The sequence below is a fragment of the Ruegeria sp. E8 genome, assembly GCF_056533985.1.
This window is the reverse complement of sequence record NZ_JBQFOY010000002.1, coordinates 92,441-116,514: the sequence shown is the minus strand read 5'-3', so window position 1 is coordinate 116,514 and position 24,074 is coordinate 92,441. Positions and strand designations below refer to the sequence as shown.

Sequence of the window (24,074 nt, the reverse complement as noted above, 5' to 3'; positions counted from 1 at the left end):
GGAAGAAAAACGATGAATGTAGATGCAGTATTTGACGAAATCAAAGACGGAATTCTTGTAATCATAAAAAATGCGGCCAAGACGTTCGCGAACGAAGCCGAACGAGACTTGAATGCATTTCTGCGTGATTCCGAATCTGACCTGAAACGTTATACTCGCATGCTGGCTAATGGCGAGATCAGCAAGGCAGAGTACAAGTTTCTCGTTCAGATGAAGGTCGATAGTGCGGAAATGTTGGCGCTGTCCGCTACGGGGATAGCAAAGGCACGTGTAAAGCACGTGGTGAATAGCATTCGCGACCTGATTATCGGTACGGTTTTTTCGGCGCTTTGATGGAAATGGCCTGCCGATAGACCGGCAGGCCTGAACCTGTGTTAGCCTTCCATGGCTTCGAGTTCATCTATAAAGCCCGAGATCATGGACAAACCCTTGTCCCAGAACTTCGGATCGCTGGCATCCAGTCCGAATGGTGCCAGCAGTTCCTTGTGGTGTTTGGAACCGCCTGCGCGCAGCATTTCGAAGTACTTGTCTTCGAACCCGTCCGCACCGCTTTCGTAAACCGAATAGAGTGCGTTCACGAGGCCATCGCCAAAGGCGTAGGCATAGACGTAGAAGGGCGAATGCACGAAATGCGGGATGTAGGCCCAGAAGGTTTCATACCCGTCCATGAATTCAAACGCCGGGCCAAGGCTTTCGGCCTGTACGCTCATCCACAGGGCATTGATGTCGTCCGGGGTCAACTCGCCTTCGCGGCGTGCGGCGTGTAGCTTGCATTCAAAGTCGTAGAAGGCGATCTGACGAACCACCGTGTTGATCATATCCTCGACCTTACCGGCCAGCAGGACCTTTCGTTGTTCCGGCGTTTCGGCTTGATCCAGCATCTTGCGGAAGGTCAGCATTTCACCAAAGACCGAGGCGGTTTCGGCCAGTGTAAGCGGGGTTGATGACAGCATCTCACCCTGATCGGCGGCCAGAACCTGATGGACGCCGTGGCCCAGTTCGTGGGCCAGGGTCATCACATCGCGCGGTTTCCCCAGATAGTTCAGCATCACATAGGGATGCACATCGGTGACGGTCGGATGCGCAAAAGCACCCGGAGCTTTGCCGGGCTTCACTGCAGCGTCAATCCAGCCCTTTGAAAAGAATGGTGCCGCGATTTCACCCATCCGGGGATCGAACGCGTTATACGCATCCATCACCGTTTTTTCGGCTTCGTCCCAATTGACAATGCGCGTGTCTTCCAACGGCAGGGGCGCGTTGCGGTCCCAGACCTGCATCACATCCAGACCCAGCCACTTGCGCTTCAGTTCATAGTACCGATGGCTCAATTTGGGGTAGGCGGCCACGACCGCCTCGCGCAGGGCTTCGACCACTTCGGGTTCGACATCGTTTGAAAGGTGGCGGCCGGTTTGCGCCGTTGGCATGTTGCGCCAGCGGTCGACGATTTCCTTCTCTTTGGCCTGTGTGTTGTGAACACGAGCAAAAGTTTTGATGTTGTCCTGAAAGACCGAAGCCAGCTCACGTGCCGCAGCTTCGCGTTGCGAGCGGTCCTGCTCGGTCAGCAGGTTCAGGGTGCCTTCGATGTTCAACTCTTCACCGCCGACATTGAATGTCAGACCGGCAATGGTCTCATCGAACAGACGCTCCCACGCGTCGCCAACAACGCCCAGATCGTGCAGGAATTTCTCAAGCTCATCCGACAGCTGATAAGGCTTCATCGCCCGGATGCGGCGGAACACGGGCTCGTACCGGGCAAGATCCGCGTTGGCATCAAAATGTGCCTTCAACACTTCGTCTTCGATACGGTTGATCTCGAGCGTGAAAAACACCAGCGGCGTGGTGAATACGGTGATCTTTTCCTGCATGTCCGACAGGAATTTGGCCCGTTCCGCATCGGTGGTCAGTTGGTAATACCGCAGACCGGCAAAGGACATGATCCGCCCAGCGATCGAGTTGATCTTTTCGTTGCGCTGCACGCAGGTCAGAAGGGTGTCCGCATCCAATTCCGCCAGCTTGCCTTCGTAGTCAGCAGCAAAACCCGCACACTCGCCTTCCAGCCATTCCAGATCACGTCCCAACTCTGACGCGTCTTCCGAGGTGTAAAGATCGCTCAGATCCCATTCCGGAAGGTTGCCCAGATTGTCGGCACCGCCCATTGCATTTGCATCACGGACAGGGAAGGGAAGGTCGCGCATGGATCACCTATTGAAGTTTGCTTTTGCAAACATTTAGGGCTGGCGCGCCCGGATCACAAGCGGCCAGTCCTCAAGGTGAACAGGTTTACGAAGAAACCAGTTGGGTTGTTCCGTTGGATTGGTTGGTCAGAAAATGTGCAGCCAGTTGATCCAAAACCGGTTCCCGAACATCCGGTGCTTCCATCAGCACTTCGTGTTCGCCATCCGGGATCTCAACCAGCGTTCCGTTCGGCCAGTTCGCCATGCGTGCTCGAATGGCCTTGCGGTCAACAATTTGTTCGTGACTGCCAAGGAAGGTCAGGCAGGGCGTTTCGGGTGCGGGGTGTTCCATCAGCCAGGCGCATTCATCCAGCGATTCGCGCAGCCACAGGTTCGAGGGTGCACCCAGAGCCAGTTCGGGATGTGCCGTCAGCTGATCCTGCATCATCCGATACATATCCGGATCGCGTGTCAGCATGTTTCCTTCGAACGGTTGCGAAAGAACATAGCTTTCCAGGCTTGTCGTCGGGGGCGTTTTTTCACCAAGGCCAAGTGCAGTCCCCCAATAGGCCGTCACGCGGCTCAGTGGCTTCATTACAGGCGAAAAGAAAATACCCCACATCGGTCCCGTGAACGCGCAGGCCGCGAAACAGCCCTGTTCGATCACGGCGCGCAAGCCGATTGCGCCCCCCATCGAATGGCCGATCACGTACCACGGTTTTGGAAGATCAAGCGCGGTTGCCAGATCAAGAGTTGCCCGAACGTCGTGCTGGTAATCCGTAAACTGATCGACGTGGCCGATACGCGGGTTGTCCAGCAGGCGATCCGCCAGTCCCTGACCGCGCCAGTCAACGGCAAGTGCGGCGAAACCACGTTGCGCGAACTCGCCAGCAGTACTGCCATACTTTTCAATATATTCCGTGCGTCCCGGAAACATCATGACAGTGCCATACACGTCACCTTGTGGCACCCAATGGCCAACACGGATGCGTTTTCGATCCGATGTCGCCAACCAATGGGCCTTGCCACCGGCTGGTCCGCCGGCCACGTCTTCAAACAAAGGGGCCGGCGTCAACTCCATCAGGCCAGCACCGAGGCAAGCTTCATGGCAACACCCATGTCGCCATCAATGGTCAGTTTGCCTGACATGAACGCGCCAGTGGGGTTCAGTTCACCGCTGAGGATTTGCTCGAACGTGTCGGCGTCAGCGCTCATGGTGACATCAGCGTCGTCGTCACTGACACGCGCGCCGTCAGCGTCCAGAACGATTGCGCCCAGATCGGCGATATCGAACTTGGCCGAGGCATCAAAAGCGCTGCCTTCCAGTTTTTCGTTCAGCGCGGCAGCTGCCTTTTCAAGAATCTCGCTCATGCTTTTCCTCATATTGTTAGTGCGCCGTGAATGGACATCCCCGGTCGCAACGCTACACTGACTATTGTTATGAGCATTGCAATCCTCAATCTCAAAGGTACCGTTGCGGCACTTGTTGTCCTAGTCACGTTTTCCACCAATTGCCTCGCGCAAAAGGCGGATTCGCGGGATGAGGGTGAATTGCTGCAAAAACTGGCCCAATCAACGCCGGATCAGGCATTCGCTCTGGATCGCCAGTTACAAGCCCTATGGTCGCAATCCGGCTCGGCGTCAGCCGACTTGCTGCTGGAGCGGGGCCGTGAAGCGTTGGATGATGGTGACATAGAGGCTGCACTTGATCATCTGACCGCACTGACGGATCACGCCCCGGAATTCGCCGAAGGCTGGCATCTGCGGGCCTCGGCCTTTTTCGGGATCGAGCGATTTGGCATGGCGGCAGCCGATCTGGAACATGTCCTGACCCTGAATCCAAACCATTACGAAGCGATTTACGGTCTGGGTCTGATTTTTGAAGTTATCGGAGAACCGCAGAAAGCTTACGAGGCGTATTCGCGGGCCTTGGCTATACATCCCCATCACGAAGAAGTAACCAATGCCGTGAATCGGCTGATGCCTCAGGTTGAAGGCAAGGCGCTGTAAGTCTCAGAGCGCAGGGGGCAAAGGTGAGCGGGTCATCTCGAATCGTGGCCGTACTGGGCCCGACGAACACAGGCAAAACCCATTACGCAATCGAACGCATGCTGGGGCACCGGACCGGTGTGATCGGCCTGCCGTTACGTCTGTTGGCGCGCGAGGTCTATGACAAGATCGTTGCGATCCGCGGACCATCGGTTGTTGCACTGGTAACGGGTGAAGAGCGGATCGTGCCACCGCGTACGCAGTATTGGGTCTGTACGGTCGAGGCGATGCCCGAAGGAATGGGCGCGGATTTTGTTGCGATCGATGAAATCCAGCTTTGTGCCGATCCTGAACGTGGTCATGTTTTCACGGATCGTCTGCTGCGGTCCCGAGGCACGAATGAGACACTTTTCCTGGGCTCCGACACCATGCGAGGCCCAATCGCGGCGCTGGTGCCCGAGGCGCAGTTCGTTCGGCGCGAGCGCATGTCGCAGTTGGTTTACTCTGGCTCCAAAAAGATCAGCCGGATGCCCGCGCGCAGCGCTATCGTCGGCTTTTCGGTCGAAAACGTCTATGCCATCGCCGAGCTTCTGCGCCGCCAGAAAGGCGGGGCGGCGGTGGTTATGGGCGCGCTCAGCCCGCGCACGCGGAACGCTCAGGTGGACCTGTACCAGAATGGTGAGGTCGATTATCTGGTCGCCACCGACGCCATCGGCATGGGCTTGAACCTTGATGTCAACCACGTGGCCTTTTCATCCCTGACCAAATTCGACGGGCGCAGGATGCGCCCGCTTGCCCCGAATGAGCTTGCTCAGATCGCGGGTCGGGCAGGGCGCGGCATGTCCGATGGCACCTTTGGCGTGACTGGCGAGGCGCCACCACTGGACGAAGGCGTGGCGCAGGCGATAATGGATAGCCGGTTTACGCCGATGAAAAAACTGAACTGGCGGAATGCCGCCCTGCGGTTCGGCTCGATTGACGCGTTGATCGACTCGCTTGAGGTCAACCCGAAGGACGATCATCTGATCAAAGCGCGCCCCGCTGACGACCTGAACGCCCTGAAATCGCTGTCGCAAGTGACCGAAATTGTGGCCCGCGCAAGTGACGGCCCGTCTATCCGATTGCTGTGGGATGTGTGCAGAATCCCCGATTTTCGCGGTATCAGCCACGCAGAGCATGCCAGTTTGCTCGAGGTGATCTATGGCCACCTGCACGAGCGGGGGTCTATTCCCGACGACTTCATGGCGCGACAGATCCGCCGGATAGATCAAACCCATGGCGATATTGATGCTCTGTCCAAAAGGTTGGCATATATTCGCACTTGGACATATGTTGCGCAACGAAACGGTTGGGTCCGTGACGAATCACATTGGCGCGACGAAACGCGCACTGTAGAAGACAGATTGTCGGACGCATTACATGAGCGTCTGACGCAAAGATTTGTGGACCGGCGCACATCCGTTTTGTTGCGCCGGCTCAAACAGAAGGAGGCCCTTTTGGCCGAAGTAAATGACAAGGGTGAAGTGACCGTCGAAGGCGAATTCGTCGGTCGTCTGGAAGGGTTCCGGTTTACACCGGACAAAGCTGCGCAGGGAACCGAGGCGAAAGCTCTGAAATCGGCCTCTCTGCAAGCACTCGCGCCGCAATTCCATCTGCGTGCCGATCGCTTCTACAATGCGCCCGATACCGAAATTGATTTCACGGATCAGGGCGGTCTGATGTGGGGCGAATATGCTGTCGGCAAACTGGTTGCCGGGGCCGAGCCTCTCAAGCCGATGGTCGAGGTTTTTGTCGATGAGACCGCAGGGCCGGACGTCGAACAGAAAGTGCAGCGCCGTCTGCAGCATTTCATCGACCGTAAAGTGGCTGCGCTGTTCGAGCCGCTACTGAATCTGTCGCGTGACGAAGAACTGACCGGTCTGGCCAAGGGCTTTGCCTTCCGCATGGTCGAGGCGCTGGGCGTGCTGCCGCGCGCGCAGGTCGCGCAAGAGGTCAAGGATCTGGATCAGGATGCCCGTGGCGCGCTGCGCAAGCATGGCATTCGGTTTGGTCAGTTCACGATCTTCATGCCACTGCTGCTGAAACCCGCGCCAACGCGCCTGCGTTTGGTTCTGTGGGCACTGGCTGGCGGTTTGCAGGAATTCCCCGAAGCGCCGCCTCCGGGTCTGGTCACGGTTCCGGTCGCCAAGGATGCGCCCGAGGGTTATGACACCATGTGCGGCTACCGTGACGCAGGCGAGCGTTCGATCCGGATCGACATGCTGGAACGTCTGGCGGATATGCTGCGCGCCGAAGACAGCCGGGGTGGGTTTGAAGCCAAGCCTGACATGCTGTCGATCACGGGTATGACGCTTGAGCAATTCGCAGATCTGATGCAGGGCCTGGGCTACAAGGCTGAACGCGGTGAGCGTGAAAAGGTCAAAGCGGCACCGGTCGAAGCTGAAAAGCTTGCCACTGAGGCGGCTGAACAACCTGTTGCCGAAGACGCACCGGCATCCGAAGCCTCTGCAGATGAGGTCGCCACACCCGCCGAGGCGCCAGCCGAGGCTACCGAAAGCACCGAGGCGGCAGCCGAGGCACCGGCCTCTGAACCCGCGTCGGACGAACCCGAGATCGAGGTGTTCTACACCTTCACCTGGGGTCGCCAGCGTCAGGCCAACCGTGGACCGCGTCGTGAACAGCGGCAGGGACAGGGCAAAGGCAAACCACGCGGCAAGCCTCAGGACGGCCGTGGCAAGCCGCAGGGCAAGAAGGGTGGAAAGCCGCAAGGCTCCAAGACCTTCTCGTCCCGTCCGCCCAAGAAGGAAAAGGCGATCGATCCGGATAACCCGTTTGCAGCAGCGCTAATGGGTTTGAAAGACGGCAACTGATCCGTCATGGATCAGGCTAAGCTGCGGATCGACAAATGGTTGTGGCAGGCGCGGTTCTTCAAGACCCGTAGCCTGGCCGCCAAACAGGTCAGCGGCGGCCATGTCAGACTGAACGGAAACCGGGTGCTCAAACCGGCGCAGGCCGTGGCTCCCGGTGATGTTCTGACCTTTCCACAGGGCCGTATTGTACGTGTCGTGCGTGTGGAAAAATTGGGCGAGCGCCGCGGTCCGGCACCCGAGGCACAGACGCTGTATTTCGATTTGACGAAAAAACAGGACGTTTCTCTCAGAAATCCGGGGTTTGAAGGAAAAGGTCGTCCAACCAAGAAAGATCGGCGCGCTCTTGATCTTTCTCGCACTCAAGATCACCGATCCCATCTTGAAGAGTAGGCCAGACTGAATTAGCTAGTCGCTCAAACCGTAAACGGGAATCCGATCATGACCTATGTTGTCACCGAAAACTGTATCGCCTGCAAATACACCGACTGCGTTGAAGTGTGCCCGGTAGACTGTTTCTATGAAGGTGAGAATACACTGGTCATTCACCCCGATGAATGCATCGACTGCGGCGTGTGTGAACCGGAATGTCCGGCCGACGCGATTCGTCCCGATACCGAACCTGGTATGGAAAAGTGGGTGGAGTTCAATCGCAAGTTCTCGGAACAATGGCCGGTGATCGTCACGAAGAAAGACCCGTTGCCCGATGCGGAAGAGCGGGACGGTGAAGAGGGCAAGATGGAGAAGTATTTCTCGGAAGCTCCAGGTGAAGGCGGTTAAGCGATTCGCGGTTGCCAGACCGTTTGACACACGAAGAACGCTGCATAACCTGTTGAAAGCAGGGTAATTCGAAAGAAATGCCGAAAGGTAAACTTTCGGGTGTCTTATTTTTGTGATATACTTACACCCTGTATGATGACCAAGATTGGGATGTGCTCCGAAAGTATGCTCACTTTGGAGTTTTGAATTTGTGACGCAATCGCCGCCTGACGGGGCTGAAACAGTCCCCGCATGTGGTGCTTTTGTTGTCTGTGTCCCGTCCGCAAGCAAGGAAAAAACTGAATGACAAAGTCGAAAAAGCTCGAGTTCCGCCCGAACGACTATGTTGTCTACCCCGCACATGGCGTAGGCCAGATTGTCTCGATCGAAGAGCAGGAAGTCGCGGGGTTCTCGCTTGAGCTGTTCGTCATCTCATTTGAGAAAGACAAGATGACGCTGCGCGTGCCGACCAACAAGGTCACTGAATCCGGTCTGCGTTCGCTCAGCTCGCCTGATGTAATCAGCCAGGCGATGAAGACGCTGAAGGGCAAGGCCAAGGTAAAACGCGCCATGTGGTCCCGTCGCGCACAGGAATATGAACAGAAAATCAACTCGGGCGATCTGATCTCGATTGCCGAAGTGGTCCGCGACCTGCACCGCACCGATGACCAGCGTGAACAGAGCTATTCCGAACGTCAGCTTTATGAAGCCGCTCTGGAACGCCTGACCCGCGAGGTTGCGGCCGTCTCGGGTGCGGGCGAGGTTTCTGCCGCGAAACAGGTGGACGAAGTTCTGACCTCGCGCGCCGCCTGATCTCGATCAAGATGTAAGTTTGGGCCGTCCCACTTTTGGGGCGGCCTTTTTCGTGGCTTGGTGAATTGCTTAAGTACCGCTAATTTCACTGTATCTGCAGCAAGCTACAGGGCGGACATGAAGCAGACAGTCAGGTATCTGTACATAGGGCATGACCCGGTTTCGGTCTGGTTCAGGTATGCGCTAATCCTGTTCGACGTTGTGACAATCGTGTTCTTTGTCGCCACGGCACACATCCCGCACGGGCCTGGCGTGACCGTAGCAAGCCTGTTGATCGGCTTTTTGATTTTGCTCGATTTCTCTGCGCGGCTTTGGATATCAAAAGATCGCGCCAAACTGCTGCGCCAAGTTTACACGCTTGCAGATATCGTCGTTATTCTCTCGCTTGTGCTGGACCCGTTCTTAACGGGAAACCTTGCTTTTCTGAGGATTTTGCGCGCCTTACGCCTGATTCATTCATATCATCTGCTCAGAGATTTGCGGCGCGACAGTCATTTCTTCCGGACCCATGAAGATGCAGTGATCGCGGCGATCAACCTGCTGGTTTTTGTTTTTGCAACGTCTACCGCCGTTCTGGTGTTCTTCATTCCCAAAGACGCGCAGACGCCTTACATAGATGCGCTGTACTTCACGATGGCGACCCTGACCACGACTGGGTTTGGGGACATTACGTTGGCAACACCTTGGGGAAAGCTGTTTTCGGTTTTCATAATGGTGGTCGGGGTTGCGCTGTTTGTTCGTCTGGCGCAGGCGATATTCATGCCGCAGAAAGTACGCCACAGATGCCCCAGCTGCGGGCTCTACAGGCACGATCCGGATGCCGTCCATTGCAAACACTGCGGCTGTACGTTGCGGATCGAAACAGGCGGTGCGTCTTAGATCTGGGCGCTGATGGCAAGCATAAAGGCGATCTCCGCCAGTTGCTGCGATGCCCCCAGAATATCTCCGGTCTGACCGCCGATTTTCTTGCGTGCGACGATCGCCAAAACGGCAACGGTCAAAGCGGCGAAAACAATGGCGGTGACTGCGAGACTTCCGCACAAGACAACAGCTATTAGAACGGCCAGGCCCAAGGACACGCCGACCGGGATTGCGCCGGGTGTTCCTACCGAATGGCTCAGGCCCGAGTTTCTGGCATTTGGCAGAGAGGTCATCAAAACAGGCATCAGAGCGCGTGACAACACGCAGGCCGCAACAATCGTCCAGATCGATCCGGCGGCCAATATCGCTGCAACCGCAGAAATTCGAAGAATCTGCGAGATGATCAGCGCAAGAACGCCATAGGTGCCGATGTGGCTGTCCTTCATGATCTCCAACCGACGCTCAGGTGTAAAACCACCCCAGAGGCCGTCGAAAGTATCGGCCAGACCATCCTCATGCATCGCGCCAGTGGTCATGATCAAGGACGCAACCAATAACGTCGCTGCAATGAACGGGGATAGGTGAGCGACGACTGCCAGCCATCCAATAAGGCAGGCGATCCCACCGACGACCAGTCCGACAATCGGGAAGGCCCATGCAGCCTGTGCCTGCCGCGCGAACACCGGTTCGGGCAATCGGGGCAGGGGCAAACGGGTCAGCAGCACCAGAGCCAGCGGAATATCCCATAGAGAGAGGGGTTTGGTGTCGTTTTTTTGCACACCCGTGCCTTTCAAGGTCTTGTTGGATTCAGTGCTTCGGTTAAACACACAGGACCACTCTGATGCAATGAGGCTTTCATGCTGCCTGAACTGAATGATTTGAACGCGTTTCGCACTGCTCTGGCGGCGGCTCCGGGTCCGGATGCTGCTGCGGTGCAGGGCGCAGAAGAGCGCAATGGACAACTGACGAAACCCCCGGGCGCGCTCGGGCGGCTAGAAGATCTGGCAATCTGGTATGCGGGATGGCGCGGGGATGCCCGCCCGCAGATCACAACGCCTCAGGTCATTGTCTTTGCCGGAAACCACGGGGTCACTGCACAGGGCGTGTCGGCCTTTCCGCCGGAAGTGACCGTGCAGATGGTGATGAATTTCGAACATGGCGGGGCGGCGATCAACCAACTGGCCAAAGCGGCGGGTGCAAAGATGGATGTGCACGCGCTGGATCTGGACTACCCGACAGCGGATTTTACGCAAGGCCCGGCGATGACGGAAGACGAACTGCTGGAGGCGCTGCGGACTGGCTGGCAGGCCGTCGATCCGCAGGCTGATCTGTTGGTCGTGGGCGAGATGGGTATTGGCAACACTACCCCGGCTGCCGCCATTGCCTGTGCTTTGTTCGGTGGTGACGCGTCCGACTGGACGGGTCGCGGGACTGGTGTGGATGACGCCGGACTTGCCAACAAAACCCGCGTTGTGGCCGAAGGCGTTGCCTTGCACGGTTCAGAGGATGGTCTGGAAATCCTGCGCCGACTGGGAGGGCGCGAGATTGCGGCAATGGCCGGGGCAATCGCGGCTGCACGGGTTCTACGCATTCCGGTGATCCTGGACGGGTTCATCTGTTCCGCCGCCGCTGCCTGTTTGTGGAAGCTTTCTGACAGCGCGCTGGATCATGCCGTGGCCGGCCATCAAAGCGCCGAGGCGGCGCATGGGGCCGTGTTGGCGAAGCTTGGCAAGGACCCGCTGCTGAGCCTTGACCTTCGGCTGGGTGAAGGATCCGGCGGGGCGCTGGCGATCAACATTCTGAAAAGCGCCGTCGCCTGCCATTCCGGCATGGCAACCTTTGCCGAGGCAGGCGTTTCTGACGGCTGATCAGTTGCCTGATCCCGGCACTGGCCAGGGTCAGGCAGATTTCTTGGCGTGTTCTTCCGCCAGCTCCAACAGCGCAGTTTCCAGATCTTTCTCAAGCTTCTGCGCACGCTCGATGTACTTCTTGTTTTCGGCTGTTGGCATACCGGGCACCCACAGTTCGGCCAGATCACGAACGGACATTCGGTCGTGATGATAAAAGGTCTGTTCCGCTTGGGCAGCTTCATATTCGCTCAGCCCGATATTCTCCAGAACATAGCGACCCGCGCGCAGAGAGCTGTCGAACAACTCGCGCACAATGTCATTGGCACCGGCCTGATACAGTTCGTACACATGGGTTCGGTCACGGGCGCGGGCGATGATGTGCAGATCGGGGCGCTGTCGTCTGGCGTACCCGACCAGCCGCGTGACTTGCTTATAGTCGTCCATCGCCGCCACAAGCACCGAGGCCTTTTCCAACCCGGCAGCACGCAGCAGTTCGGGGCGGGTGGGATCGCCCAGAAACCCTTTGACGCCGAACCGGCGCATCAGTTGTACGGTTTCGATATCGTGATCCAGAACGACCGTCTTGAACCCGCTGGCCCGTACAAGCCGGTTCACGATCTGCCCAAAGCGACCGATGCCAGCGATGATAACCGGGCCTTTCTCGTCAATCTCGTCCGGTTCTGGGGCAACTGAGGCATCGCCAATCTTGCGGGACAGAACGTCGTAGATGATGAACAGAAGCGGCGTGATCAGCATCGTCAACGCGATGATCATCAGCAGCTTTTGGGACAGATCGGGGGGGATGACATTCTGCTGAGTGGAAAACGCCAGCAGGACAAAGCCGAATTCACCGGCCTGCGCCAGACCCAGAGTGAACAGCCAGTGATCGCGTCCACGCAGCTTAAAGGCCTTGCCAACCAGATACAGGATGATCCCTTTGGCAAGGATCACAAGCAGCGCCAGGCCGATCAGATCCAACGGGTCGTTGAAGAAATAGGCAATATCGATTCCGGCGCCGACCGTGATGAAGAACAGCCCGAGGAAAAGACCTTTGAACGGCTCAAGATCGCTTTCCATCTCGTGTCGGAATTCGGAACTGGCCAGAACCACGCCCGCCAGAAAGGCGCCCAAGGCAGGTGACAGGCCGACAAGCGTCATCAGGAAGGAAATCCCAACCACGATCATTAGCGCCAAAGCGGTGTACATCTCGCGCAGGCGTGTCGCGTGGATAAAACGGAACAGAGGACGGGTCAGATAGACACCGGCCAGAATGACAAACACTATCGCGCCTATCGTGACCAGCGTGACAGCCCAGCCCGGCAATCCCTCGACCAGAGAAAGGCTGTGATGGTCCGCGCCGTGCAGATCACCGGCGCCTCGGTCAATAGATCCATCCGCTTCGAGATGCGGCATCGCCGGCAAAGCCAGAAGGGGAAGCATGGCCAAGATTGGAATGACCGCAATGTCCTGCGTCAGCAGGACCGAAAACGTAGCTCGCCCCCCATTTGTCTGCATCAGGCCCTTTTCGGACAATGTCTGAAGCACGATCGCGGTGGATGACAGCGACAAGGTCAGCCCTACGGCCAGAGCCACCGACCACGGGTGATTGGCATAAATGGCCACGGTGGCAATCGCCGCCGTCGATAGCAGAACCTGTAACCCGCCCAGCCCCAGCAATCTATCGCGCATATCCCAAAGGGCACGCGGTTCCAGCTCCAGACCGATCAGAAACAGCATCATCACCACGCCGAATTCGGCGACATGCTGAAGGTTTTCGGTTTCAGCTCCAACAAACCCAAGAACGGGGCCAATGATGATCCCGGCGGCGAGGTAACCCAGCACCGATCCCAACCCCAGTCTTGCGGACAAGGGAACAGCGATTACCGCTGCCGCCAGATAGATAGAAGCCTGATATAGGAAGTCGTCCATATGTGTCCTCTTGGGCCCGTTCAGGTGGGCAGGGGGGCGTCTCGTTTCAGTTGGTCCATTACAATCTGGCTCTGGACCCTTGCAACAGCAGGATGCGGCAGAATGACCTCATGTAACAAGCTGTTGAGGGCGGAAAGGTCGTCGCAGTAGACGTGAAGCAGGTAATCGGCCTCACCTGTCATGGTCCAGGCGGCTGTAATCTCGGGGCGGGTATCGACCATGCGGGCAAAGCTTTGGGATTGTTCGGGGCCATGTGTACCCAGATGAACCTGAACAAACCCTTGCACCTGAAGACCCAGTTTCAGCGGATCCAACCGCGCGGCATATCCGGTGATGTAGCCCTCGGCCTCAAGCCTTTGTCGGCGACGCCCCGCCTGACTGGGTGACAGGTTCAATGTTTCACCCAGTTGATGCGCAGTCAGATGCGCGTTCTTTTGCAGGGCGGAAAGCAATCGTTTGTCGGTTTCATCCAGCATGTGCGGGAAAATCCTGACTTTCTTTACATTCATGCGCGTTTTGCGCGCTGACTATCAGTTTATACGAAAACAATGCGCAAAAACAGCACCAGAAAAGTCGTATTTTTGAATCAGCAAGGAAATTCCTGTTTTCGAAGGAGACGCGCCATGGGTCCTTTCCCGCATAACGCCCCGAAATCTGTGATCAGCGAAGAAAACCCCGCCGGTACTGACGGGTTCGAATTTGTCGAATTCGCCCATCCCGAACCGCAGGAACTGCGTGACCTGTTTGCAAAGATGGGGTTTGATCTGGTGGCCCGGCACAAGAGCAAACCGGCCGTTGAGCTGTGGCAGCAAGGGGACGTCACCTATATCCTGAACGCCGATCCCGAATGCTTTGCCGACAAGTTCGTGGCGGAACATGGTCCATGTGCGCCTGCGATGGGGTGGCGCGTGGTTGATGCTCAGAAAGCGTATGAACACGCGGTGTCAAAAGGTGCTGAACCTTACGATGGCGCTGACAAGACCATGGATGTGCCCGCGATCAAAGGTATCGGAGGGTCGCTGATCTATTTCATTGATCAGTATTACGACACATCGCCCTACAATCAGGAGTTCGAGTGGATAAAGACCTCCAAACCGCGTGGTGAAGGGTTCTATTACCTCGATCACCTGACTCACAATGTCTACAAGGGCAACATGGACAAGTGGTTCAAGTTCTATGGCGACCTGTTCAATTTCCGCGAAATCCGCTTCTTCGACATTCAGGGAAAGTTCACCGGGCTGTTCAGCCGCGCGTTGACATCGCCTTGTGGGCGTATCCGCATCCCGATCAACGAAGATCGGGGCGAGACCGGGCAGATCGTGTCTTACCTGAAGAAATACAAGGGCGAAGGCATTCAGCACATCGCAGTCGGTAGCGAAGACATCTACGCCTCGACCGACGCGATTGCCGAGAATGGCCTGAAATTCATGCCTGGCCCCAATCAGGCTTACTACGATATGTCCAAGACCCGCGTGGCCGATCATGAAGAGCCGCTGGACCGGATGATGAAACACGGTATCCTCATCGACGGCGAAGGTGTCGTTGACGGCGGAGAAACCCGGATTCTGTTGCAAATCTTTTCGAAGACCGTCATTGGCCCGATCTTCTTCGAGTTCATCCAGCGCAAGGGCGATGACGGGTTCGGAGAGGGCAATTTTCAGGCCCTGTTCGAATCCATCGAACGTGAGCAGATCGAAAGCGGTGAGATTTCCGCAGCCTGATCAAAAAAAGCGCCGGGGCGGACCTGAACCTCCGGCGTGTTTCTTTCCGAAAAAGCCTGAGCGGGCGTCGTCAGCTTCGCGGCATGGCCAACGTCACGTTGCGGCCCTTTTTCTGATAGCGCAACTCGCTGTCGCTGATGGCGATGACCTTGCCACCGTCGATGCGGTCGCCGACTTTCAGCTTTTTGTATCGTCCGCTGGGCAGGCGAACCAAAGCGCGCCTGTTCGCAGGCGTACCGTATACGCCGATCAGGTTTAGTCGACGCAGATTGATCGCATTGTCGATTGTGGCCTGACGGGCCACAGATGCAGTTGATGGAATCTTGGGGGCAACCGTTTTGGGTTGGAATGACCCTGCTTCGTCGGATTTCTGATCCAGTGCAGCGGTTGATCCCAGATTGGAACCGGTTGAAGCAGGTGCCTTTGCAGGGGCCAGTCCAGCGGGTCGCGGTTTGGGCCGAGGCACTCTGACAACGGCCAAAGCTGTTGGCGTATCATCAATCTGCGGTTTGACTTGAAGGCTTTCGGGGCGCGCCTTCGGACGCTTGGTGGCCAACTCTTCCAACGACCGACCACCTAGCTGCGCGCGCTCAAAATTCTCGACCAGATTGGCAGGACGTGGTTTGGGTCGAATGCCGGCCAGCCTGTCGTCGATCTCGTCAATCACCGGTTCTTCTTCGAAACGCACCGGTGTTTCGGGCGGAACCTTGGATGGGCGGCCCAGGTACACGACAACCCCGTCCGGATTCACGGTGCCATCCGGTGTTGGCGTGACCAGGCCGTTTTCATCCAGATCAAACCTTGTGCCTGCGATATTGGGCGATACGTCAGGATTGAACGGATCGTCCGTGTCGAAACTGGGGGCCGGAGGCAAGGCAACCGCATCGCTGGACAGATCGGATTTGTCGAGCGATGCCAGATACAGTTCATCAGCATCCTCGACATAGGGTTCATCCAGCGCTGCAGGTGCGGTCGTGTTGATGCCCGTGATGGCCTGGATGTCTTTTTGAGCTTCGGGGTCCTGCGCAATAGATTCCACCGGCGTAGGGGCAACTTTGAGCGCTTCCAGAATTGCGGCATCCGTGGCAGTCAGATCCGGCTGCGTTTCTGTCTCGGTACTGGCAGTGTCGGTTGCTGGGACCTCAGGTTCTTCAACGACCGGTTCAGGGCGGGTTTCCTGCTGAGGTTCGATCGCAGCAATTTCGGGCTCTGGTTGGGGTGCAGATTCCAAAGCTGGTTCAGGGGATGTAACCTCGGTAGGTGGGGTCAGGTCCGCCTTATCCTCATCTGGATTGGACCCCGAGGCCAGCCATGCGCCAATAATGCCGCTGATAATAAGCACAGCGACAAAGGTCGGAATAGTGTATCGGTTGGTTCCTGTTGCTGTCGCAGCGTTTTTACTTGCGGACGTTTCAGGCGCGCGGAACGCTTCGGGCGCGGGGCGACCCGCAATCGGATGCGTTGGAACCGCTGCAGCTTTGTCCTGTTCCGGCGTGTCTGTTTCTATGGGTAAAGGCCGATCTGTCGGTTGAGTAACCTCATCACTGTCGGAGTTTTCGCTGAAAACGGCCTCTCGCGGGAAAGCTTCCGGATTTTCTTCGGCGCTAAAGGCCACCGGAACAAACCCATGGTCCGAGGCAAAGCTCTGTGCCTCGATCAACGTTTCGATTGCCACGGCGGCAACATAGGTCGTGTCGCCTTCGGTCTGGCTGTCATAACTCAGTTCGGACAGGGGATAAGGCGTGGCTTCGGCCAGAGCGCTCTCAATGCGTTCCTTCAGGTCTTCCGGGGCCAGCCCGTCGGTTGAAAGCTGTAGATACCGAACCTGATCCTCTGGCAAGATAAGCTTGCAGCTCAGATCATTTTCCAGCGCAAACGCCTTTTCCCGAAGCGCCTGCATCTGCCCGGGCAGGTCCTGAATATCCAACGGAATCGTGCCGATCACGAACCAGTCGCCATCCGAATGGTGGTGCAGTGTTATTCCGGTCGTAGAAAAAGACAGCGCAAAGGCGGGTTTCATAATCCGGAGGAACCATAATTATCAGCGACAATGCAAACGACTTTGCGTTTGCAGGCCGACAATAAAGCAGGAACCCGCCGAGGGAAAGAAAAAGGCAGCCTTTCCCCTTGTATGGCAAAGCCTCACCAACCCATCTTGTGACAGAGCAATTTGGAGTGATAACCTTGAAGACATTCGCTTTTCTGGCCGCGATGATGGCCGCCACGGCCGCCGGGGTTGCCCATGCGGAAGAACGTCGCATCAATGTCGATGCCACCGGGACGGTGCAGGTCGTACCCGACATGGCGACGATCACCTTAGGTGTGACAAACGAAAACGCCGAAGCCTCAGCGGCGATGCAGGCCACGTCGGACGCCGTTTCCAAAGTGTTGGCCCGCCTGACCGAGATGGGCATCGAAGACCGTGACGTTCAGACTCGGGACCTATCCTTGTCGCCCGTCTGGTCGGGCCGTCACGGGCAGAACGGGGAGACGCCCGAGATCACGGGTTTCTCTGCCTCGAACCGCGTGTTTGTGCGGGTGCGTGATCTGACCCAATTGGGGAAAATCATGGATGCGGTGATTCAGGACGGGGCCAATGACTTCGGCGGGCTGAGTTTCGGCGTTCAGGATCCTAAGCCGATCGAAGCGCAAGCCCGTGCCCAGGCCGTCGGTGAAGCAACTGCCAAAGCTGAGCAATTGGCGCAGGCGGCGGGCATAACGCTCGGCCCGGTGCAGTCGATATCGGAACAAACGGCTGGCATCCATCCAATGGCAGAAATGCGCGCGATGAGCATGGCGGATGCGGGCGGAGTTCCCGTCGCAGGTGGAGAGGTTTCGGTTTCCGTCAGTGTCTCGATGGAATTCGAGATTTCGGAATAAGGTCAATCCTTTGCGCGGGCCATCAGCGGTTTTCGTTGTTGGCCCGTGGCGTCAAAGTTGTCAGGCGACAGCCAAGCTTCGAAGGCATCACGTATGCGCGGCCATTCGGTATCGATGATCGAGTACCACGCGGTATCCCGGTTGCGCCCTTTATAGTGGGTCGCCTGTCGAAATACTCCTTCAAACGTGAAACCCAGCCGCTCTGCCGCCCGGCATGATGGTGCGTTCAGCGCATCGCATTTCCATTCATAACGACGATAGCCCAGCTCATCGAACACACGCTTCATCATCAGGTACATGACTTCGGTCGATTGCGGTTTGCGCTGCAAAAGGGGCGAGAAATGGATATGCCCGACCTCGATTGCGCCGGCTGCGGGCTCGATCCTCAGGTAAGAGGCCATGCCCAGCGGCGCGTCGTCGCCGTCCAGAACGGTATGGAACATCGGATCCGCGTCCATGCAATTGGCGCGGGCCCAGTCTTCGAACTCCGGCTCGTTCTCGAAGGGGCCATAGGGCAGGTAAGTCCAGTTGCGGCCATCCCTGTCATTCGCAAACGCCCGGAACAATCCGGGCGCATGTCTGTTTACGTCCAAAGGTACGACTGAACAGTATCGCCCATCCATCGGGGTATAGGGCGGCGTCGGGCGCGGAAAGTCACCCGAAACCGGCAAGCCGATGGGCTGGCCAAGGTCGTTTGTGTCGTGCCCGGCCATCTTCAGGCGCTCGCTTTGGCCAGAGCCTGATCCAGATCCTCGATCAGGTCGTTCACATCCTCGATTCCGATGGACACACGTACGACGCCCGGACCTGCACCCGCTGCTTCTTGCTGTTCAAGTGTCAATTGCCGGTGCGTGGTCGAAGCCGAGTGGATGATCAGCGAACGCGCATCGCCCAGATTGGCGACATGACTGAAGATTTCCAGCGCGTTGACCAGTTTGATACAGGCGTCATAGCCGCCTTTGACCGCAAACGTGAACAGAGCCCCGGCACCGCGGGGATACTGCGATTTGACCCGGTCCTGATAAGGCGATGATGGCAACCCGGCATAGGTGACATAATCCACGCGATCATCGGCCTCCAGCCAGGCCGCGATCTTCTGCGCGTTCTCGACGTGACGCTCCATCCGCAATGAAAGGGTTTCGATCCCCATCAGCGTATAGTGCGCGGCTTGCGGGTTCATGGTCATACCAAGGTCGCGCAGACCGATGGCGATGCCGTGAAAGGTAAAGGCCAGCGGTCCGAAGGTCTCGTGGAACTTCAGGCCGTGATAGGCCTGTTCAGGTTCGCTGAGCGAGGGGAACTTGTCATTTGCCGACCAGTCGAACTTGCCTGAATCCACGATGCAGCCGCCGGTGACGGTTCCGTTGCCAGTCAGATACTTGGTGGTCGAATGCACCACCAAGGTCGCACCATGTTCGATCGGGCGGCACAGGTAGGGCGTGGCCGAGGTGTTGTCGACGATCAGCGGAATGCCCGCCGCATCAGCAACGTCCGCCAAAGCACGGATATCGGTGACATAACCGCCGGGGTTGGCGATGGATTCGCAGAACACCGCACGGGTGTTTTCGTCGATGGCATCTTTCACCGCGTCAAGATCATCAGTGTCCACGAACTTGGCCGACCACCCAAAGCGTTTGATGGTCTGGCTGAACTGAGTGACCGTGCCGCCGTACAAACGGGTCGAGGCAACGACGTTACAGCCCGGCCCCATCAGCGGGAACAGTGCCATGATCTGCGCGGCGTGACCGGACGAACAGCACACGGCCCCAACGCCGCCCTCAAGCGTCGCGATGCGCTCTTGCAGAACGGCGACGGTCGGGTTGGTCAGGCGGGAATAGATAAAGCCAACTTCTTGCAGATTGAACAGGGCCGCTGCGTGGTCAGCGTCGCGGAAAACGTAAGCCGTAGTCTGATAGATCGGTGTCTGGCGCGCTCCGGTCGCCGGGTCGGGTCGAGCGCCCGCGTGTATCTGCAACGTGTCGAAACCGTAGGTGGGGCCGTCAGACATCTTTAAAATCTCCTGTTGGAATTTGTCTTTCCGAATCTGTAGGCTATTGCCTGCCCGCGCACAACGATCCTGTCAGCGCAGCCACAGACCTTTGCTTTTGATCGTATTGCGAATGGCCTGTTCCCGTCGCGGCAGGTTGTCCTGATCAAACAGGGCGCGGATTTTTGCACCTTTCCCCTGCAGAACCAGTTTTTTCAGCGGGTCATATTGTTTGAGCACTTTCTTGACCTTGTTCGGCGCCACAACGGTTTCCAGAACGTCGATCACATGGTCGTTTTCGCGGGCGTAGAGCAGGGGGAACAAGCGGTAATGGCAACTGACCGACCCATCCAGAAGACCGTCAGGCAACGCATCGCGCCCACCGCCAAGTGAATGAATGACCAGTGGCAGGGCGGCCTGATCCAGCCAGGGATCAAGGTTCTGGCCCGTCAGTTCAGGAATATTCTCGTCCCGGATCGTGCTGGCATACTCTAGATATCGGTCGCCGAACATCTTGGGGCATTTGTAGAAGAAATAACCTGCATTGAAATACAGATACCGCCGCCAGTGATCATGAGGTTGGCTGTCGTCAAGCGAGCTTTCGAAATCCAATCCGAACCGCTGATACAGCGCGCGCCAGATCCCGTCAAAACCAGGCCCGTACAACGTGGGCTTGGGCCATGTCCCTTCGACTTTCAACGACGCGCCGGGGCGATCGAAACCGAAGGGCACGGTTGTGATGTCGCCAGTGATCAACGTGTCGGTATCAAAGAACACAAAGGGTTCACCTTCCGGTAGCGCCTGCAGCGCCTCGATCTTGTTTCCGTAAGGATAGCTTTCGCCAAAAACCTGCGAGTCGAATGGCAAGATTTCGGCGTCCAACTGTTTTAGGGCTTTCAGAACATCTTCGTCCTGAATGCTTGGATTCTGGCTCCAGCGCGGCCCCGGGTTGGGCGTGGCGACAAACAGCTTGCCTTCAAATTGCGGTGAAGAATGGCGCAGGGATGCTGCGAACAGCAGCGCCTCGTATTGCAGGCGGTTGTTTTGCCCGACAACTGCAATGTTGAATTTCTTTGAAGTTGCCTGCATTTGCGCCCATTCCCGTGAGTTGCCAGATCCGGCACCCTTTGAACCGGATTACATCAAGCGGGTTGGTGCGTCAAAAGCGGAAGGTTTGAAATTCAGCCTGGCGATCCCATTTCTTTCAGGGGTCATTGCAGAAAGGGCTACACATGCGGATCAACGCGGATTTCACCAAACGGGTTGCTGTTCATTTTGATGAAACCGAATGGGTCGCTTCCCCCGCAGCAGGGGTCGAGCGTAAAATGCTGGACCGCATCGGCGAAGAGGTTGCGCGCGCCACGACCATCGTTCGCTTTGCCCCCGGCAGCGCGTTTTCGGCCCATACTCATTACGGTGGAGAGGAATATCTGGTTCTCGACGGTGTGTTTCAGGACGAGACCGGAGATTTCCCTGTTGGCAGTTACGTGCGCAACCCGCCGACGACCTCGCACACGCCGTCTGCGGCCGAAGGCGCAACCATTCTGGTCAAGCTGCATCAATTCGATTTGCAGGACCGGACCGAGGTCAAGCGCTCAGTCAACGGCAATGCGAACATTCAACTGTTCAAGGACTCGCATGAGGACGTCAACGTCCTGACCTGGGGCGCAGGAGACGTCGTTGAACTGGATGCAAGCCAGGGCATGGAAGTGTTCGTGATCAGCGGTGGCTTTACCGAAGAGGGTACTGATTTTGGCAAATGGGATTGGCTGCGCCTGCCTCCGGGAACGCAATCCCAGGCCGTTGCAGGGCCTGAAGGCGCGCGCGTTTGGACCAAGTCCGGCCATCTTGGCAAAATGATCTGAGGGGTTTGCCGCCTCAAAAACAGGCAATACCTTGCTGAATCCGGGTCATTTGGCCCGGATTTTCAAATTTTTGACCCTTTGATAAATTTTACCATTTGATAAAAAAATTTTTTGTGGCAAGCTGAGGTCATAACAAACATATCTACAGGGAGTAGAGTGATGGCACAGGGCCAGATGGCACCCGGGATCGTCTCCGGGCGGCTTTCCAGCGATGAGCTGACCTCGAATTTCACCGATCTGCATCCGCCACTGGCCCCGCATGAGGCCGCCGTTGCCGCAGATCGCTGCTATTTCTGCTATGACGCGCCATGTGTGACTGCGTGTCCGACGGATATCGATATCCCGCTGTTCATGCGCCAGATTCAGGCCGGACAGCCACAAGCAGCGGGTCGCACGATCCTCGAGCAAAACATTCTGGGCGGAATGTGCGCTCGTGTGTGCCCGACGGAAACGCTGTGTGAAGAGGCCTGTGTCCGCGAGGCGGCTGAGGGCAAGCCGGTTGAGATCGGTCGCCTGCAACGTTTTGCGACCGATGAGATAATGGCCTCTGACACGCATCCGTTCGAACGGGCGCCATCGACAGGCAAAACCGTCGCCGTTGTGGGGGCAGGGCCAGCTGGTCTGGCTTGTGCCCACCGTCTGGCCATGCTGGGCCATGACGTCGTGATCCACGAAAGCAAGCCCAAACCCGGCGGCCTGAACGAATATGGGATCGCCGCATATAAATCGACCAACGACTTTGCGCAGGCCGAGGTGGACTGGCTGCTGAAAATCGGCGGCATCGCGGTCGAGACCGGATCGGTTCTGGGCGAAAGCATTTCACTGGACGGTCTTCTCGAGAATTACGATGCGGTGTTCCTGTCCATTGGCCTTGCGGGTGTAAACGCCCTGCGTGCTGGTGGTGTTGATAAAGACGGCGTTAGGGCTGCGGTCGAATTCATCTCGGACGTTCGGCAGGCCAGCGATCTTTCGGATCTGCCGGTCGGTCGGAATGTTGTCGTCATTGGTGGCGGCATGACGGCGGTGGACGCTGCCGTGAAATCCAAGCTGCTGGGTGCCGAACATGTCACCATTGCCTATCGTCGCGATCGCGACGCCATGGGTGCCAGCCGGTACGAGCAGGACCTTGCCTCCTCGCACGGTGTTCGGATCATGACGAATGTTCAGCCGGTCGCCGTGCATGGCAATGGGGCCGCAGCCGAGATTGAGCTGGAATACACCTCCAGCCAGAACGGCCAGCTCACCGGTACCGGCGAGACCATCCGCCTGCCGGCTGATCAGGTGCTCAAAGCCATCGGTCAGACGCTGGATGGCGCACCCGAAGGGCTGGCGTTGGACGGCAAAAAGATTGCTGTCACCGGGGCCGGGCGCACCTCAATGTCGGGTGTCTGGGCTGGTGGGGACTGTGCGGCAGGGGGCGAAGACCTGACCGTAACCGCAGTTGCCGAAGGCCGGGATGCAGCGATGGACATCCACGCGACGCTCGTTTCGTGATAGGGTGGGGTATTCACCCCATTCCTTTCGCTGCTGAGGTATTCTCATGTCCCAGATCGAACAAGCTGTTGCTCAACACTATACCACCGGTGCCCTGACCGAACGCGTCCGCGCGGCGCTTGAGGCCAGCGGTATTGACCCGGACGCGGCCACCGTTGCTGATCTGAAGGCAGGGGACGAGTTCCATACGGGCGGTGTTCTGGCGACCGACAACCTGTTTGCGCAACTGTCGCCGACCCATGCAACCCGTGTTCTGGATGTGGGATGCGGGATCGGGGGCACTTCGCGTTATATCGTGGACCGTTATGACTCGATGGTTACCGGGGTCGACCTGACGCCCGAATTTGTGGAAACAGCCACCGCGTTGAGCAATCTGGTCGGGCATTCGGAAAAGGCCACTTTTCATGTGGGCAGTGCTTTGGACATGCCTGTGCCAGATGCGGGGTTTGACCTGGCTGTCATGATGCATGTGGGCATGAACATCGAAGACAAGGCCGGACTGTTTGCGGAAGTGTCGCGGGCGCTGGCCACGGGCGGAACCTTTGCCCTGTTCGACGTCATGGGCGGAGACGTCGATGAACCCCTGGCTTTCCCGCTTCCCTGGTCCACGTTGCCAGAGACGTCCTTCGTTCACGCACCGGATGTGTACAAAGACGCAGCAGCGGCGGCGGGGCTGGAACTTGAGACCGAAACGGACCGCACCGATTTCGCGATACAGTTCTTCGAGGATGTCTTTGCCAAGATCGCTGAAAGCGGCCCAGCGCCGCTGGGGATTCATCTGATGATGGGCGAGACGGCACCCGAGAAATTCCAAAACTACGTCACAAACCTCAAAGCCGGGCGCATTCGCCCGACTGAAATGATATTCAAGAAATCCGGCTGAGC

At 57.4% G+C, this 24,074-nt stretch carries 23 protein-coding genes; 13 read left to right on the top strand and 10 right to left on the bottom strand.

Going from position 1 to position 24,074, the window contains the following annotated elements; all coding sequences use genetic code 11:
- Positions 1-12 precede the first annotated feature (12 nt).
- A complete protein-coding gene (locus tag ACR0LF_RS04175; protein ID WP_480575395.1) occupies positions 13-333 on the top strand; it encodes a hypothetical protein in 321 nt (106 codons plus the stop codon).
- A gap of 41 nt (positions 334-374) precedes the next feature.
- Here the strand turns inward: ACR0LF_RS04175 and ACR0LF_RS04170 are convergent, their stop codons facing one another.
- The 3 genes from ACR0LF_RS04170 to ACR0LF_RS04160 all read right to left on the bottom strand — a co-directional run bounded on the left by ACR0LF_RS04170 (position 375) and on the right by ACR0LF_RS04160 (position 3,545).
- Positions 375-2,195: a M3 family oligoendopeptidase gene (locus ACR0LF_RS04170; RefSeq protein ID WP_480575392.1), complete on the bottom strand. Its 1,821-nt coding sequence runs from the start codon at positions 2,193-2,195 to the stop codon at positions 375-377.
- Positions 2,196-2,280: 85 nt separating this feature from the next.
- A complete protein-coding gene (locus ACR0LF_RS04165; RefSeq protein ID WP_480575389.1) occupies positions 2,281-3,255 on the bottom strand; it encodes an alpha/beta fold hydrolase in 975 nt (324 codons plus the stop codon).
- Positions 3,255-3,545, bottom strand: a complete 291-nt coding sequence (locus ACR0LF_RS04160; protein ID WP_480575386.1) for an SCP2 sterol-binding domain-containing protein — start codon at positions 3,543-3,545, stop codon at positions 3,255-3,257. Before ACR0LF_RS04160 ends, ACR0LF_RS04165 begins: the two co-directional genes overlap by 1 nt.
- A 69-nt stretch (positions 3,546-3,614) precedes the next feature.
- On the opposite strand from ACR0LF_RS04160, the gene ACR0LF_RS04155 reads away from it, so the two are divergent.
- From ACR0LF_RS04155 to ACR0LF_RS04130, 6 genes are all read left to right on the top strand, one after another.
- Complete coding sequence (locus ACR0LF_RS04155; protein WP_480575383.1) at positions 3,615-4,184, top strand: tetratricopeptide repeat protein; 570 nt, start codon at positions 3,615-3,617, stop codon at positions 4,182-4,184.
- Positions 4,185-4,207: 23 nt separating this feature from the next.
- Positions 4,208-7,033, top strand: coding sequence for a helicase-related protein (locus tag ACR0LF_RS04150; protein ID WP_480575380.1), 2,826 nt, complete (start codon positions 4,208-4,210; stop codon positions 7,031-7,033).
- Between the two features lie 6 nt (positions 7,034-7,039).
- Positions 7,040-7,423, top strand: a complete 384-nt coding sequence (locus tag ACR0LF_RS04145) for an RNA-binding S4 domain-containing protein (RefSeq protein WP_480575377.1) — start codon at positions 7,040-7,042, stop codon at positions 7,421-7,423.
- Positions 7,424-7,471: 48 nt separating this feature from the next.
- Positions 7,472-7,810, top strand: coding sequence for a ferredoxin FdxA (fdxA, locus tag ACR0LF_RS04140; protein WP_480575374.1), 339 nt, complete (start codon positions 7,472-7,474; stop codon positions 7,808-7,810).
- A 282-nt stretch (positions 7,811-8,092) separates the two neighbouring features.
- Positions 8,093-8,602 carry a CarD family transcriptional regulator gene (locus tag ACR0LF_RS04135; protein ID WP_480575371.1) on the top strand — a complete coding sequence of 170 codons (510 nt, stop codon included), beginning with the start codon at positions 8,093-8,095 and terminating at the stop codon, positions 8,600-8,602.
- A gap of 117 nt (positions 8,603-8,719) precedes the next feature.
- Entirely contained in the window at positions 8,720-9,481 is a 762-nt protein-coding gene (locus tag ACR0LF_RS04130) for a potassium channel family protein (protein WP_480575368.1), read from the top strand.
- Here the strand turns inward: ACR0LF_RS04130 and cobS are convergent.
- Positions 9,478-10,242 (bottom strand): adenosylcobinamide-GDP ribazoletransferase, encoded by a 765-nt coding sequence (gene cobS / locus ACR0LF_RS04125; protein WP_480575366.1) that lies wholly within the window; start codon positions 10,240-10,242, stop codon positions 9,478-9,480. The genes ACR0LF_RS04130 and cobS overlap by 4 nt on opposite strands.
- 78 nt (positions 10,243-10,320) lie before the next feature.
- Between cobS and cobT the strand changes: the two genes are divergently transcribed.
- Positions 10,321-11,331: a nicotinate-nucleotide--dimethylbenzimidazole phosphoribosyltransferase gene (gene cobT, locus ACR0LF_RS04120; RefSeq protein WP_480575363.1), complete on the top strand. Its 1,011-nt coding sequence runs from the start codon at positions 10,321-10,323 to the stop codon at positions 11,329-11,331.
- 30 nt (positions 11,332-11,361) lie between these two features.
- Here cobT and ACR0LF_RS04115 read toward each other — a convergent pair whose 3' ends face one another.
- Positions 11,362-13,242 carry a monovalent cation:proton antiporter-2 (CPA2) family protein gene (locus ACR0LF_RS04115; RefSeq protein WP_480575360.1) on the bottom strand — a complete coding sequence of 627 codons (1,881 nt, stop codon included), beginning with the start codon at positions 13,240-13,242 and terminating at the stop codon, positions 11,362-11,364.
- 20 nt (positions 13,243-13,262) lie between these two features.
- The gene (locus tag ACR0LF_RS04110) at positions 13,263-13,718 is read right to left on the bottom strand and encodes an Lrp/AsnC family transcriptional regulator (protein WP_480576179.1); all 456 of its coding nucleotides are present in this window, start codon (positions 13,716-13,718) and stop codon (positions 13,263-13,265) included.
- Positions 13,719-13,865: 147 nt separating this feature from the next.
- Here ACR0LF_RS04110 and hppD point away from each other — a divergent pair, with 147 nt between their 5' ends.
- Entirely contained in the window at positions 13,866-14,963 is a 1,098-nt protein-coding gene (gene hppD / locus ACR0LF_RS04105) for a 4-hydroxyphenylpyruvate dioxygenase (protein ID WP_480575357.1), read from the top strand.
- A 70-nt stretch (positions 14,964-15,033) separates the two neighbouring features.
- Here the strand turns inward: hppD and ACR0LF_RS04100 are convergent, their stop codons facing one another.
- Positions 15,034-16,983, bottom strand: coding sequence for a hypothetical protein (locus tag ACR0LF_RS04100; RefSeq protein ID WP_480575355.1), 1,950 nt, complete (start codon positions 16,981-16,983; stop codon positions 15,034-15,036).
- Between the two features lie 164 nt (positions 16,984-17,147).
- Between ACR0LF_RS04100 and ACR0LF_RS04095 the strand changes: the two genes are divergently transcribed.
- Entirely contained in the window at positions 17,148-17,843 is a 696-nt protein-coding gene (locus ACR0LF_RS04095; RefSeq protein WP_480575352.1) for an SIMPL domain-containing protein, read from the top strand.
- Between the two features lie 2 nt (positions 17,844-17,845).
- On the opposite strand, the gene ACR0LF_RS04090 is transcribed toward ACR0LF_RS04095, so the two are convergent.
- The 3 genes from ACR0LF_RS04090 to ACR0LF_RS04080 all read right to left on the bottom strand — a co-directional run bounded on the left by ACR0LF_RS04090 (position 17,846) and on the right by ACR0LF_RS04080 (position 20,919).
- Complete coding sequence (locus ACR0LF_RS04090) at positions 17,846-18,556, bottom strand: GNAT family N-acetyltransferase (protein ID WP_480575349.1); 711 nt, start codon at positions 18,554-18,556, stop codon at positions 17,846-17,848.
- Between the two features lie 2 nt (positions 18,557-18,558).
- The gene (locus ACR0LF_RS04085) at positions 18,559-19,851 is read right to left on the bottom strand and encodes an O-acetylhomoserine aminocarboxypropyltransferase/cysteine synthase family protein (protein ID WP_480575346.1); all 1,293 of its coding nucleotides are present in this window, start codon (positions 19,849-19,851) and stop codon (positions 18,559-18,561) included.
- 72 nt (positions 19,852-19,923) lie between these two features.
- A complete protein-coding gene (locus ACR0LF_RS04080; protein WP_480575343.1) occupies positions 19,924-20,919 on the bottom strand; it encodes a hypothetical protein in 996 nt (331 codons plus the stop codon).
- A 143-nt stretch (positions 20,920-21,062) separates the two neighbouring features.
- Between ACR0LF_RS04080 and ACR0LF_RS04075 the strand changes: the two genes are divergently transcribed.
- From ACR0LF_RS04075 to ACR0LF_RS04065, 3 genes are all read left to right on the top strand, one after another.
- Complete coding sequence (locus ACR0LF_RS04075) at positions 21,063-21,695, top strand: cupin domain-containing protein (protein WP_480575341.1); 633 nt, start codon at positions 21,063-21,065, stop codon at positions 21,693-21,695.
- Positions 21,696-21,854: 159 nt separating this feature from the next.
- Entirely contained in the window at positions 21,855-23,189 is a 1,335-nt protein-coding gene (locus tag ACR0LF_RS04070; protein WP_480575338.1) for an NAD(P)-dependent oxidoreductase, read from the top strand.
- Between the two features lie 46 nt (positions 23,190-23,235).
- A complete protein-coding gene (locus ACR0LF_RS04065) occupies positions 23,236-24,072 on the top strand; it encodes a methyltransferase domain-containing protein (protein ID WP_480575336.1) in 837 nt (278 codons plus the stop codon).
- Positions 24,073-24,074: the final 2 nt, after the last annotated feature.

What these genes read in the sequence shown, in the direction of transcription:
- ACR0LF_RS04175 (WP_480575395.1), top strand. Translation starts at nt 13, where the DNA reads ATGAATGTAGATGCAGTATTTGACGAAATCAAAGACGGAATTCTTGTA.
- ACR0LF_RS04170 (WP_480575392.1), bottom strand. Translation starts at nt 2,195, where the DNA reads ATGCGCGACCTTCCCTTCCCTGTCCGTGATGCAAATGCAATGGGCGGT.
- ACR0LF_RS04165 (WP_480575389.1), bottom strand. Translation starts at nt 3,255, where the DNA reads ATGGAGTTGACGCCGGCCCCTTTGTTTGAAGACGTGGCCGGCGGACCA.
- ACR0LF_RS04160 (WP_480575386.1), bottom strand. Translation starts at nt 3,545, where the DNA reads ATGAGCGAGATTCTTGAAAAGGCAGCTGCCGCGCTGAACGAAAAACTG.
- ACR0LF_RS04155 (WP_480575383.1), top strand. Translation starts at nt 3,615, where the DNA reads ATGAGCATTGCAATCCTCAATCTCAAAGGTACCGTTGCGGCACTTGTT.
- ACR0LF_RS04145 (WP_480575377.1), top strand. Translation starts at nt 7,040, where the DNA reads ATGGATCAGGCTAAGCTGCGGATCGACAAATGGTTGTGGCAGGCGCGG.
- fdxA (WP_480575374.1), top strand. Translation starts at nt 7,472, where the DNA reads ATGACCTATGTTGTCACCGAAAACTGTATCGCCTGCAAATACACCGAC.
- ACR0LF_RS04135 (WP_480575371.1), top strand. Translation starts at nt 8,093, where the DNA reads ATGACAAAGTCGAAAAAGCTCGAGTTCCGCCCGAACGACTATGTTGTC.
- ACR0LF_RS04130 (WP_480575368.1), top strand. Translation starts at nt 8,720, where the DNA reads ATGAAGCAGACAGTCAGGTATCTGTACATAGGGCATGACCCGGTTTCG.
- cobT (WP_480575363.1), top strand. Translation starts at nt 10,321, where the DNA reads ATGCTGCCTGAACTGAATGATTTGAACGCGTTTCGCACTGCTCTGGCG.
- ACR0LF_RS04115 (WP_480575360.1), bottom strand. Translation starts at nt 13,242, where the DNA reads ATGGACGACTTCCTATATCAGGCTTCTATCTATCTGGCGGCAGCGGTA.
- ACR0LF_RS04110 (WP_480576179.1), bottom strand. Translation starts at nt 13,718, where the DNA reads ATGCTGGATGAAACCGACAAACGATTGCTTTCCGCCCTGCAAAAGAAC.
- hppD (WP_480575357.1), top strand. Translation starts at nt 13,866, where the DNA reads ATGGGTCCTTTCCCGCATAACGCCCCGAAATCTGTGATCAGCGAAGAA.
- ACR0LF_RS04100 (WP_480575355.1), bottom strand. Translation starts at nt 16,983, where the DNA reads ATGAAACCCGCCTTTGCGCTGTCTTTTTCTACGACCGGAATAACACTG.
- ACR0LF_RS04090 (WP_480575349.1), bottom strand. Translation starts at nt 18,556, where the DNA reads ATGGCCGGGCACGACACAAACGACCTTGGCCAGCCCATCGGCTTGCCG.
- ACR0LF_RS04085 (WP_480575346.1), bottom strand. Translation starts at nt 19,851, where the DNA reads ATGTCTGACGGCCCCACCTACGGTTTCGACACGTTGCAGATACACGCG.
- ACR0LF_RS04080 (WP_480575343.1), bottom strand. Translation starts at nt 20,919, where the DNA reads ATGCAGGCAACTTCAAAGAAATTCAACATTGCAGTTGTCGGGCAAAAC.
- ACR0LF_RS04075 (WP_480575341.1), top strand. Translation starts at nt 21,063, where the DNA reads ATGCGGATCAACGCGGATTTCACCAAACGGGTTGCTGTTCATTTTGAT.
- ACR0LF_RS04070 (WP_480575338.1), top strand. Translation starts at nt 21,855, where the DNA reads ATGGCACAGGGCCAGATGGCACCCGGGATCGTCTCCGGGCGGCTTTCC.
- ACR0LF_RS04065 (WP_480575336.1), top strand. Translation starts at nt 23,236, where the DNA reads ATGTCCCAGATCGAACAAGCTGTTGCTCAACACTATACCACCGGTGCC.